This is a genomic window from Sinomicrobium kalidii (genome assembly GCF_021183825.1).
Classification (GTDB): Bacteria; Bacteroidota; Bacteroidia; order Flavobacteriales; family Flavobacteriaceae; genus Sinomicrobium; species Sinomicrobium kalidii.
Map to the genome: position 1 here is coordinate 3087501 of NZ_CP089211.1, position 11912 is coordinate 3099412.

Below are 11912 nucleotides of genomic sequence, written 5' to 3' on the forward strand. Positions count from 1 at the left end.
CTTACTACAATTCTTTTGTGTTTTTTGAAGGTCATATAAGAACGAGGCTATACAAGTCATGTACTTAAAAAATAACTTTAGTGAAATTTTTCAATTAAACAAAGCCCTAAATTCCAGCGGCGTTTGATCCGTTTGACTTTTAAATAATTTGCTGAATGACTGCGAATGTTCAAAGCCGAGTTCGTAGGCAATTTCACTTACCCTTAAATCGGTAGTGGACAGTTTTTCTTTTGCCTTTTCTATCAGTTTGTCGTAAATGTGTTCCTTCGGATTTTTTCCTGTAAGATTTTTTACCAAACCACGTAAATAACTTGGCGATATATTAAGTTGGTCGGAAAGAAACTGTACAGTCGGGATGCCCTTTTCGGGTAAATTGTCGGAATGAAACCGTTCATTCAAAAGCGCTTCCATTCGATTCAAAATGGTATGATTTACTTTTCGACGTGTAATGAATTGCCGTTGGTAATAACGTTCGGAATAGTTAAGCAGAGTTTCTATCTGTGAAACAATGATGTTCTGCGTATAACTGTCAATACGACCCTGATATTCCCGTTGAATATTTTGAATCAGCAACTGCATATTCTGCTCTTCTTCCTCAGAAAGAAACAGGGCTTCGTTGACCGAATAATCGAAGAACTCGTATTGGTGAATGGATTTTGCCAACGAAGTATTCCAGATAAAATCTGGATGGATCATCAACATCCAACCTGAAGGCCGAGCCGCATTTGGCCGTACTCGTATCTGAAGTACCTGATGCGGAGCCATGAAAAACATGGTGCCATTATTAAAGTCAAATAGATACTCCTGTTCGCCGTATTTATATTTATGCTCCATTCCCTTTTTGATAGAAATGGAATAATAAGCAAAAGAAAAACGATGATTTTCTTCTCCGAGAGAAAATTTCATATCCTCGAAATTGACAACACTGATCAACGGATGCCTGGGTTTGGGAAGGCCACGTAGCTCGTGAAATTCGGAAATGGCTTTAATGATCTGTGTCGCCATATGCTGCAAACTTTAGAATAGGTAAATATACATTTATTCTTCCTTGAAGTAAACATCGCTTTTCAGGTCTTCGAGCAAGGTGGGATGTCCGGGTTTCCAATTCAGCTCCTGTTGTGTCCATTCACCTGAAGAAGCATTATCAAACATGGCAAAATGCGTGAACCAGGCGAAATAAGCCTCTGCTTCTTGTTCATTAATATTTTTGAATGGAATCTGCAAACGCTCCGCAATCAGATGCGCAATATCTTTCATGGGAACACCCTGCTCTGTAACGGCATGATAACGCGTACGCGGATTGGGATTCTTTTCCAATGCCAAACGAAAGACTTTTGCCGCATCCAAACGATGGACCGCCGGCCAAACATTGCGGCCTTCATTAACTACAGCCGCCATGCCTTTTTCTCCGGCGATACCAATATAGATGGGTACAAATCCTTTGGTATCCCCAACACCGTGCACCGAAGGAGGAAAACGTACCACGGAAGCACGGACACCTTTGTTGGCAACGGCATTCACTGCCAATTCAGTTGCCGTACGCGGATTGGGAGTTGCAACTACAGGGTCATGTTCTGTTACAACACCTTCTTTACGGATGATACCCGTTCCTGAAGTCACGATAAATGGTTTAGTGGTCCCAACCAATGATTCTCCAATAGACTCAATCACCTTCCGGTCAATCTCACATACTTCTGCAAAGCGGGTAAAGTCATGAATAAAACCCAGATGCGCCACTGCATCAGCATCCTGGGCACCTTTTTTCAAGCTTTCAAAATCGGTTAAATTGCCATAAACCGGTTCGGCGCCGGCAGCTTTTAGTTTTTTGGCAGATGCTTCTGATCGTGCCAATCCCAATACCTGATGCCCGTTGGATAGTAATTCATCCACAACGGCCGAACCTATAAAGCCGGTGGCGCCGGTTACAAATACTTTCATAAGATCGATGTTTTAAAATTTATCAACAAAGTTGCTAATGAATAATCCGGTATTTGTGTTTAAATCGACTTTTGTTGTAGTCAAAAGTGAATTAAAAAGATGTAAAATGGTCAATGAAACGATTACTGAAACTTCAACAGACTTTTGGGAGAATAACCGAATTCCTGTTTAAAAACATGTGAGAAATGGGGCAAATCCGGATCCGGATAAATATCGGAAGGTTTTTTGCCTTCTTTTGATATTGGGTGATATGGGTTACCCAACCTTGTCTTTTCATGTCCTCAGACTAAAGGACAATGCCTTTCACGATTTATAAACCATTGTATTTAAACGGGCTTTATCCGTTTTGCTTGTTTTTAAGTTTTGGTTCTGTTTTTTTGTTAAAAACATGTAGTATCATAAATTTACAGGAGATATTAACCCAAATCTTTAATATTATGAACAAACAGATGATCTTATTGTGGAGTACCGTTTTTTTTATCCTGTTTTCCTCCTGTGAGCAGGAAACGGATATTCTGCCCGAAACTCAACCGGAGGCAGAAAATGCCACGGCTCTGGTAAAAAATGGCCCGTTGAGCGTAATGTATGTTGAAGTAAACGGCAGCAATATATTGAATGCGGGCGCATACAGTCTGAAGAACAGCGGTGCGCCGTTCTTTGATATTGCTGTTATTTTTGCGGCCAATATCAATTACGATACAGCCAATGAACGTGCCGTATTCCATGCCAATGAAAATGTACAGGAAGTTCTGGACGGCAGGGACACTTATGTACAACCGCTTCAGGACCGGGGCATAAAGGTATTGCTGTCCATACTGGGAAATCACCAGGGAGCCGGGATTGCCAATTTTCCTGACAGGGCTGCTGCACGTGACTTTGCCGAGCAACTGGCCGATGTGGTGTATACTTATGATCTGGACGGCATTGATTTTGATGACGAATATTCCAAATATGGCGAAAACGGGACCGGACGGCCCAACAGCAGTTCCTTTATCATGCTGTTACAGGAGCTGAGGGAACTGATGCCCGACAAGATCATATCCTATTACTATATAGGCCCTTCTACGAATTATTTGGAATGGAACGGTAACCAGGCAGGTGATTATGTCGATTATAGCTGGAATGCATATTATTCTACCTATTCTGCTCCCAATGTCCCCGGTCTTAGCCCGGCACAGGAAAGTGCGGCGGCGGTGAATATCAATCAGACATCTTCTTCTACCGCCAATAATTTTGCTACCCGCACTGTAGATGATGACTACGGAGTGTATCTTATGTATGATATGCGACAATCTGATTATACATCCTATCTGAGCGGAATATCTACCCGGTTGTATAACGAAGAAACAGCGCTGACCGGGCAATTGTATCCCTGGCCGATGGGTTCCTCTCCCGGAGAAAGTAAGGTTACACTGTACAGGCATTGCGATTATGTTGAAGAAGCTGCACAGCTGGACGAAGGGTCATATACACTGTCGCAGTTGACCGCGGCCGGGATGATCAATGATGATGTCTCTTCCCTTAAAATTCCTTCCGGCTTTACCGTAACGGTCTATGAACACGATAATTTCGGAGGTATATCAGCCGAGCTCACTTCAGCTATCGGATGTCTGACGGAGATCAGCCTTAACGATGAGATTTCCTCTTTGGTTATCAGTAAGAATTAAGAATTGTCTTTTTGACCTGTGTGAAAAGGGGACGTCCGTATTTGCGTTCCCTTTTCTTATGGGTCAGGCTTTTATATAATCTTCGTATTCCCGGTAAAAAGCCTCGAACTGCTTCATTTTCTCATTAAAGAATTCCATGGTTTCCCTCCAGCTGTTCTTATTGTGAATGGATACCCCGGTTTTTTCTACATATATGCGCGATATTTCCTTACCGTTGTCCAGGAAGTATGTTTCCCCGAAGACAGCTTCGGGTAAGTATTCTTCCAGCATTATGGTTTTCAGGGATTCGATTTTTTCGAAATAGTGTTTCCGGATTTCCGGGTTCCTGTTTTCGATGTCGAGGACAACGAGGGCCTTTTTTGTGTCGAAGTAAAATTTAAAGGAAAACCCTTTTATTTTCGTATTGTACAGTATCCATTTCACGGGGAAAGATTTGCCGAAGGAAGTCCAGAACTCCCGCCGTAATTTTCCCGATTCTTCCTTGCTGAACATGCTTAGAGTATATATGCGATTAAAATTCCGGTGATGATGACCGCCAGCTTGGTGAAATTAAACTTGTGTCCCTCCGAACTTTCAAACAGAATAATGGTAGAGATATGCAGGAAAATACCTATGATCAGTGCCGATATGGGAACCTGGAACTTTGCTATACCCTCAATATTTTCACTCAGGAAAGTGCCCAGCGGGGTCATTAGGGCAAAGAAAATCAAAAAAACGGCGATATGCCATTTTTTCATTTTGGTTTTCAGGAAAAAAGCAGTGAGTACAATGGCGATGGGGATCTTGTGGATAACGATGCCGTACACAAGCGTATTGTGATGGTGCAACGGGAACCCTTCAAGAACGGAATGTATGCTCAGACTGATAAACAGCAACCAGGGAAACGTCTGTGTTTTCCGTGGGGAATGAACATGGCCGTGTTCTGCACCCTTCGAAAAGAACTCCAGGAATATCTGCAACAGTATCCCCAGCATAATACAGATACCTACTGTTTTCCCGTGGTCCTGATGATATACCTCCGGAAGCAGGTTAAAAACGGTCAAAGACAATAAAAAAGCCCCGCTGAAAGCCAGGAACAGTTTCAGGGCCTTTCCTTCTTTGGGCCTTACTACGATAACAAAGAGGAATCCGATAAGGACAGCTATTATGGGCAGCAGGTAATCTATCATTGATGAATTGGTCAGGTTTTTGAAAATTGCATTATATGGCAATAAACAAAAGGCAGCGCTTTTTTTATCAAAGGGCTAAATTAACGTATTTTTGCCTTTTATAAGAGATGCGATATGGGAAATAATTACAGGATGGTGGCCAAAACCCTGTTTGGCTTTGAGGAAGTGCTGGAAACGGAATTGCGTAACATGGGGGCGATGCAGGTTGAAAAAGGGGTGAGGAGTGTCGCCTTCCTGGGCGATAAGGGGTTTATGTACAAGGCCAATCTTTGTCTGCGCACTGCACTGAAGATCGTAAAACCCATCAGCTCGTTCCGGGTGAGAAACGAAAATGACCTGTACAAAGGAGTGTATGACATTCCCTGGGAAAATTTTATGTCCGTAACGCAAACCCTTGCGGTGGATACCGTAGTCCATTCCGAAAAATTCAACCATACCCTGTATGTGGCTCTTAAAACCAAAGATGCCATAGTGGACAGGTTTCGGAATGTACGGGGAAAAAGGCCCGACGTAGACCTGAAACACCCGGATCTGAAAATCAATGTACATATACAGAAAGACCGGTGTACCGTTTCCCTGGACAGTTCCGGGGCTTCCCTTCATCACAGGGGATACAGGACGGCGACCAACATTGCGCCCATCAATGAAGTGCTCGCTGCCGGAATGTTATTGCTCAGCGGATGGGACGGGCAGTCAGATTTTCTCGATCCGATGTGTGGCAGCGGTACCATCCCGGTAGAAGCCGCCATGATAGCCTGTAATATTCCGGCCAATATCAACCGCAGGGAATTTGCCTTTGAAAAATGGTCGGATTTTGAACCGGACCTCTTTGAAAAAATTACCGAAAGCAGCCTGAACAAGGCCAGGGAGTTTCATCACAGGGTCTATGCTTATGACAAGGCTCCTTCGGCGGTACGAAAGGCCAAAGACAATGTGCGTAATGCCAATCTGGGGGAATATATTGAAATAGAGCAACAGGATTTTTTCACCACGGAGAAAAACGCTCCCGGAAAACTGCACATGGTGTTCAATCCGCCCTACGGGGAACGGCTTGCTTTGGATATGCAAGCGTTATACAAAGGAATAGGAGATACCCTGAAGCAAAATTACCCGGACACAGATGCCTGGTTCATTACCTCCAATATGGAGGCTTTAAAACATGTAGGCCTTCGCCCGTCCAGGAAGATAAAACTGTTTAACGGCCGCCTGGAAAGCAAATTCGTAAAATACGAGATCTACGAAGGGAGCAAAAAGGCGAAATGGCAAAAAAACGATTGACCCGAACTGCGCAAATCCGGTTTAATATTTTAAAACTGAAGGTAGCATGAAATACAAACACAAGGCACTTTTATACAATTTTGTCTGCTTTGCAGCACTTTTTATTCTGGTACGCATGGCACTGCATTATTTTTTTCCGGGCTATAATTTCTGGACCGCCGTATTTTCGGGGATAACAGCTATAGTACTTGCACCCAAGTTTGTAGTGGTTAAAACGGCTTCGGGTGAAAAACTGTTTGTAAAATGGTTGTTTACCAAGGCAAAGGAGATAAAATAACTCTTTAATTATTTTCTTTCGCCTTTTTGACGGGGTTTTTTTTGGCTTTTTTGAAGATCGGGATAAGATAGGATACGGAGTAGTTAAAAGTAAGCCCGAACCGGCTGCCGTCCGTGACTTTTTGAAAACCGGGTATCCACAAATTGGAGAACGCATCCGGGGGGGTATCGTTAATCAGGTAGGCCAGCCTTACGGTAGCGCCCAGGTAGAGATTGTTGAACAACTCCACTTTCATTCCGAACAGGGCTTCCAGCCATTGTGCGCTTAACCCGCTGGATTCGCCCAGGATACTTTCGTCTGTACCGGAGGTTCCGTTTTCATCCCAATAAGGATTGGGAGTATAAATAAAATATTCCTGAAGGTCCTGGCTGAATGTCGATACCCCGAGCCTTCCGCCGGCAAATATGAGGTTTTCCATACCGTACCAGTTTTCGTAAAGGTTGTAATCTATTCCGGCTTTAAGATAGCTTCCGGAAGTTTCAAAAGTATAAAGGTCCTCATTTGTCGTTTTTTTCTCGGTCCCGAGTTCTGCAGCAATATACAGGTTTTGGGATATACGAAAATCTCCCACAAGTTCCAGCCCGTTATAACTATCGCTGGTAAACGAACGAACCGGCTTGCTCAGGTCAATCCCTACACGGAGGCCGTATTTTTGTTTAAATACAACACTGTCTTTCTTGTTTTCCCCGTTTTCTTCCTGTGCAATTCCCGGAAATACACAGCAAATGAGGAAAAAAATGCTAATGATATATCTTGACATGGGTGGTATTTTGGTTTTCTACTGTTGGGTTAACGACTTCCAGCGATGATATCCAGTTGTCCTCGTCTTCCTGGTCGCGCGTAACAGTGAGTTCGGCATAATTGGTAATAAATCCGCAGGCTCTTGAAATAAACTCTTGTTCCGTCCGGTAGCTGAAGGTAAGTGTGTCTGCGTTTATAACAGTTAAAGTGTCGCCTGCGTCGGTAATTTCTTCCGTATGGCGGATAAATGCAAAAACGGACTCATTGGCAAATACTTTTAAAGGAATACCGATGGAGTCTATATCCGTACTGTCTGCAAAGGTAGTTACGGGTTCGTCTTTATCCTTACCGATCACACGGAGCGAAGGGACATCCTCGAGCGACTCCGGATCGTTATTGTCGTTAAATGTGATGATCAATAATGGAGTGGTTACCGAATCTTCCGGGCATATGTCGTCCTTTTCACAGCCCAGAAAGGAAACCGCCACCAGGGCGATCAGGAAAAATGCGAGGGCAAGTCTTTTCACCGGGATGAGATTTTAGTTATGTGTTTCATTTGTCTTGCTTTTATTTCGGATGTTGCCTGTGATATCTTTAGGATGAGCGTTTTTCCAAAAGTACAACATTTTCCACATGATGTGTTTGCGGGAACATATCTACGGGCTGTACCCGGGTTACGCGGTAATGTTCGTCCATCAGGGCAAGGTCCCTGGCCTGTGTGGCACTGTTACAGCTTACGTAAACGATCTTCTGCGGTGCTATATCCAGTATTTGGGCCACTACATCCTTATGCATTCCGTCCCTGGGCGGATCGGTAATAACGACATCCGGTTTGCCGTGACGCGATATGAAGTCTTTGTTAAACACTTTTTTCATATCACCCGTAAAAAACTCAACGTTCCCTATGCCGTTTAATTGTGCATTGCTTTTGGCATCTTCAATAGCTTCGGGGACCGCTTCCACTCCCACGACCTTGCTGGCTTTTTTGGCCACGAATTGTGCAATGGTCCCTGTTCCCGTATATAGGTCATATACCAGTTCGTTTCCGGTAAGGCCGGCAAAATTCCGGGTCACTTTGTACAGTGTATAGGCTTGTGCAGAGTTGGTCTGGTAGAACGACTTGGCGTTTATTTTAAAACGGAGCCCTTCCATTTCCTCAAGGATATGGTCCCTGCCGTGATAGCAGATGACATCCTGGTCGTAAATGGTGTCGTTAGGCTTGTTGTTAATAACATATTGTAGTGAAGTGATCTCGGGAAACCGGGTGGCGAGGTAGTCCAGGAGCAATTTTATGCTCTCCGGCTCATGTTCGAAAAATTGTACCAGCACCATAATTTCCCCCGTAGAAGCTATCCGGATCATCAATGTCCGTAAAAGGCCTTTTTGTTCCCGCGGATTGAAAAAGGACAAGCGGTTCTTTCCGGCAAAGTCCCTTGCGGCCAGTCTTATGGTATTGGACGGGTCTTCCTGGAGATGGCATTTCTGAATGTCCAGTATCTTGTCCCACATTCCGGGGATGTGAAAGCCCAGCGCATTCTTGTCTTCCAGTTTTGCCCCGCTTTCGATCTCTTCCTGTGTGAGCCATCGGCTGTCAGAAAAGGAGAATTCCATTTTGTTCCTGTAGAAGAACTGCTTTTCAGAACCGAGGATGGGTTCCGGTTCCGGAATTTCAATTTTACCGAGGCGTTTCAGGTTGTTCTCCACCTCCCTCTGTTTGTAGAAGAGCTGGTCTGCATACCGCATGTTCTGCCATTTGCAGCCGCCACATACACCGAAGTGACTGCAACGCGGCTCTTCCCTTCGTTCGGAATAGCGGCGGAAGTGGGTCACCCTTCCTTCAAAATAAGCCTTTCGCTTTTTAATGGTCTGCACATCCACTACATCTCCCGGGATGGCATTGGGCAGGAAAATAATCCTGCCGTCCGGTGCCTTGGCAACACCCTTCCCCTTGGCACCGGCATCGATGACTTCGACACCTTCGAAAAACGGTTTTCTGTTCTTTCTCGACATGAGGCAAAAATAAGGTTTATTGACGATTTCCGGCTAACTCGACCCTATTATTTAACCGCTTGTGTTCATTGTATTATTTTATAGTTATCAGGGAATAAATAATTACTTTTGGAAAAATAATCTTCCCGCATCATGAACCGTTTTGACCGGATTACCGCAATTCTTATTCAACTGCAATCCAAAAGCGTGGTGAAAGCGCAGGATCTCGCCGAACGATTCGAAGTGAGCCTGCGGACCATATACAGGGATATCCGCACGCTGGAAGAAGCGGGGGTACCTTTGTACGGTGAGGCCGGAGTAGGGTATTCCATTGTTGACGGATACCGTCTTCCCCCCGTAATGTTTACCAAAGAGGAAGCCATGGCCTTTGTCACCGCCGAAAAGCTGATGGAAAGACTTACGGACAACGCTATCCGCAAGCACTTTGAATCGGCCATGTACAAGGTGAAGTCGGTGCTCAGGGGCAGTGAAAAGGATTTTGTGGAGAACCTGGAGTCTCATATCCATGTCAGGGACAGGAAAATACGTCAACCCCACACCATTCCGGGAAATATACTGGAAGTGCTTTTCCGGGGAATTTCCGAAAAAAAGGTTGTGAAAATGACCTATCGCGCACTGGGCCGTGAAGAAAAGACAGAACGGTTTATTGAACCCATCGGGGTGTATCACGAAAATGACCATTGGTATACCATAGGCTATTGTCATCTGAGGGAAGACTACCGCCATTTCCGGGCAGACCGTATTCACGGCATTGAACTGACGGACCGGGACAGGCTTTCCGAGAGAGCTACATTACAGGAATACCAGGAAGAATGGGAAAAAAGACGGAAATCATACACCGTGCAAAAAGCCGTCATCCGGGTAGAGAAAAGTGTGGCCATGTATATGCAGGACAGAAAGCACTACTTCGGTTTTGTGTCGGAAACAGAAAAAGACGGTATGGTGGAAATGACCTTCCTGACCTCTTCCATGGAAAACGGTTTTGCACGATGGTACCTGATGTTTGCCGATTATGCCGAGATCGTGGAACCCGCCTCACTAAAAAAGACCCTCCGGGATATCCTGGAAAAAATTTCCGGCAGACTGTAATTCTTTCCTTTTTTTAATGCTTATATAGATTTTTCCGGATTTCGGGAAAGCTGTTGACAAAGGGTTGTCATAAGGTGATCTTAACTTTGCTAAGTATAACAAAAGCAATGAAAAATGGAACCAAAGATCAATAAGCAGAACAGTGATAAAAACTCGTCGTCATACAAAGATGTGCATAATCCTGAAGGGGGAATTGCCGTTTCTGAAAAAGTCGGAACGGCCCACCTGACCGGTCGGATTTCGGAATTATCGGTTTTCGGATTGCTGTGGGGCTGAATCCCTGTGAAAAATTGTTGACAGGAAGGGCGACCGGTTTTATCTCCCGGATGGCAGGGGTGAAAGCAGGGAAAAACGAAGATATTTACTGCGAATATTTTAGCGAAATCGCTTAACTTTTCCTAATTTGCATCATGATGGGATGATTTCTCTCCTCGAAGAAGGAATGGTAAAGTTTCACTTTAAAATCAATACGGAATGAATATCGCAGAACAACTAACCTCGCAGGATGCCATTAATTTGGAAAATGATTACGGAGCGCATAACTATCACCCGTTACCGGTTGTTCTCAGCAAGGGAGAAGGTGTATACGTCTGGGATGTGGAAGGCAAAAGGTATTACGATTTCCTTTCGGCCTATTCTGCCGTAAACCAGGGGCATTGTCACCCTAAGATCGTAGGGGCCATGGTTGAACAGGCAAAGCAACTTACCCTCACTTCAAGAGCCTTTTACAACGACATGCTGGGAAGGTTTGAAAAGTATATTACCGAATATTTCGGATTCGACAAGGTATTGCCCATGAATACCGGGGCAGAAGCGGTGGAAACTGCCATTAAGATATGCCGGAAGTGGGCCTATGAAAAGAAGGGAGTGGCCGAACAGGATGCAAAGATCATTGTTTGTGAAAACAACTTCCACGGAAGGACTACGACCATTATCTCTTTTTCCAACGATGAAGATGCCCGTAAAAACTTCGGTCCTTATACCCCGGGGTTTGTTAAAATACCTTATGATGATACGGATGCATTGGAAAAGGCGCTGAAAACGGAAGACAACGTTGCGGGATTTCTGGTAGAACCCATTCAGGGCGAAGCCGGGGTGTATGTGCCTTCGGACGGGTACCTGAAAAAAGCTGCCGCTCTCTGTAAGGAACACAATGTGCTTTTTATTGCCGATGAGATCCAGACCGGGATAGCAAGAACCGGGAAATTACTGGCCGTGCACCACGAAAATGTGAGGCCGGATATTCTTGTTCTCGGAAAAGCCCTTTCCGGAGGAACCTACCCGGTATCTGCAGTGCTGGCAGACGACACGGTCATGGAAGTTATAAAACCCGGACAGCACGGTTCCACTTTCGGTGGGAACCCGGTTGCAGCAGCAGTGGCCATGGCAGCCCTGGATGTGATTGAAGAGGAAAAGCTGGCGGATAATGCCGAAACACTGGGAAAATTTTTCCGTGACGAAATGGAAAAGTTCATTGCCGGTTCGGGTATTGTCAAGCTCGTAAGAGGGAAGGGGTTGCTGAACGCCATAGTCATAAACGATTCTGAAGACAGCAGCACGGCATGGGATATCTGTGTGGCGCTGAAGGAGAACGGATTGCTGGCAAAGCCTACGCACGGAAACATCATACGTTTTGCACCACCCCTGGTAATGAATAAGGAACAGCTGGAAGATTGTATCCGTATTATTACCGAAACCCTGAAAACATTCGAGTAGAAAAAAAGAATATTGTCTGAAAATAAA

13 protein-coding genes are annotated in these 11912 nt (G+C 44.7%); 6 read left to right on the forward strand and 7 right to left on the reverse strand.

Annotated elements, in window-relative coordinates:
• Nucleotides 1-90: 90 nt before the first annotated feature.
• The gene (locus tag LS482_RS12360; RefSeq protein WP_233027831.1) at nucleotides 91-1005 is read right to left on the reverse strand and encodes a helix-turn-helix domain-containing protein; all 915 of its coding nucleotides are present in this window, start codon (nucleotides 1003-1005) and stop codon (nucleotides 91-93) included.
• A gap of 33 nt (nucleotides 1006-1038) precedes the next feature.
• Nucleotides 1039-1938, reverse strand: coding sequence for an SDR family oxidoreductase (locus LS482_RS12365; RefSeq protein WP_233027832.1), 900 nt, complete (start codon nucleotides 1936-1938; stop codon nucleotides 1039-1041).
• A gap of 437 nt (nucleotides 1939-2375) precedes the next feature.
• Here LS482_RS12365 and LS482_RS12370 point away from each other — a divergent pair, with 437 nt between their 5' ends.
• Nucleotides 2376-3605, forward strand: coding sequence for an endo-beta-N-acetylglucosaminidase H (locus LS482_RS12370; protein WP_233027833.1), 1230 nt, complete (start codon nucleotides 2376-2378; stop codon nucleotides 3603-3605).
• 63 nt (nucleotides 3606-3668) lie between these two features.
• Here LS482_RS12370 and LS482_RS12375 read toward each other — a convergent pair whose 3' ends face one another.
• Together LS482_RS12375 and LS482_RS12380 are read right to left on the reverse strand one after the other, a co-directional pair.
• The gene (locus LS482_RS12375; protein WP_233027834.1) at nucleotides 3669-4097 is read right to left on the reverse strand and encodes a DUF4268 domain-containing protein; all 429 of its coding nucleotides are present in this window, start codon (nucleotides 4095-4097) and stop codon (nucleotides 3669-3671) included.
• 2 nt (nucleotides 4098-4099) lie between these two features.
• Nucleotides 4100-4774, reverse strand: coding sequence for a ZIP family metal transporter (locus tag LS482_RS12380; protein ID WP_233027835.1), 675 nt, complete (start codon nucleotides 4772-4774; stop codon nucleotides 4100-4102).
• A 114-nt stretch (nucleotides 4775-4888) separates the two neighbouring features.
• Between LS482_RS12380 and LS482_RS12385 the strand changes: the two genes are divergently transcribed.
• Nucleotides 4889-6052: a THUMP domain-containing class I SAM-dependent RNA methyltransferase gene (locus LS482_RS12385; RefSeq protein ID WP_233027836.1), complete on the forward strand. Its 1164-nt coding sequence runs from the start codon at nucleotides 4889-4891 to the stop codon at nucleotides 6050-6052.
• Nucleotides 6053-6098: 46 nt separating this feature from the next.
• Nucleotides 6099-6329, forward strand: coding sequence for a hypothetical protein (locus tag LS482_RS12390; protein ID WP_233027837.1), 231 nt, complete (start codon nucleotides 6099-6101; stop codon nucleotides 6327-6329).
• Nucleotides 6330-6333: 4 nt separating this feature from the next.
• On the opposite strand, the gene LS482_RS12395 is transcribed toward LS482_RS12390, so the two are convergent.
• The 3 genes from LS482_RS12395 to rlmD all read right to left on the reverse strand — a co-directional run bounded on the left by LS482_RS12395 (nucleotide 6334) and on the right by rlmD (nucleotide 9080).
• Complete coding sequence (locus LS482_RS12395; RefSeq protein WP_233027838.1) at nucleotides 6334-7089, reverse strand: DUF6048 family protein; 756 nt, start codon at nucleotides 7087-7089, stop codon at nucleotides 6334-6336.
• Nucleotides 7070-7597 (reverse strand): DUF6452 family protein, encoded by a 528-nt coding sequence (locus LS482_RS12400; RefSeq protein WP_233027839.1) that lies wholly within the window; start codon nucleotides 7595-7597, stop codon nucleotides 7070-7072. The genes LS482_RS12395 and LS482_RS12400 overlap by 20 nt, the downstream gene beginning before the upstream one ends.
• A 67-nt stretch (nucleotides 7598-7664) precedes the next feature.
• Nucleotides 7665-9080, reverse strand: a complete 1416-nt coding sequence (gene rlmD, locus LS482_RS12405; protein WP_233027840.1) for a 23S rRNA (uracil(1939)-C(5))-methyltransferase RlmD — start codon at nucleotides 9078-9080, stop codon at nucleotides 7665-7667.
• 132 nt (nucleotides 9081-9212) lie between these two features.
• Here rlmD and LS482_RS12410 point away from each other — a divergent pair, with 132 nt between their 5' ends.
• The 3 genes from LS482_RS12410 (at nucleotide 9213) to rocD (ending at nucleotide 11885) form a co-directional block, all read left to right on the forward strand.
• Nucleotides 9213-10169, forward strand: coding sequence for a helix-turn-helix transcriptional regulator (locus LS482_RS12410; RefSeq protein WP_233027841.1), 957 nt, complete (start codon nucleotides 9213-9215; stop codon nucleotides 10167-10169).
• Nucleotides 10170-10283: 114 nt separating this feature from the next.
• The gene (locus LS482_RS12415; protein ID WP_233027842.1) at nucleotides 10284-10445 is read left to right on the forward strand and encodes a hypothetical protein; all 162 of its coding nucleotides are present in this window, start codon (nucleotides 10284-10286) and stop codon (nucleotides 10443-10445) included.
• Nucleotides 10446-10643: 198 nt separating this feature from the next.
• Nucleotides 10644-11885, forward strand: coding sequence for an ornithine--oxo-acid transaminase (gene rocD / locus LS482_RS12420; RefSeq protein WP_233027843.1), 1242 nt, complete (start codon nucleotides 10644-10646; stop codon nucleotides 11883-11885).
• The last annotated feature ends 27 nt before the right edge of the window (nucleotides 11886-11912 follow it).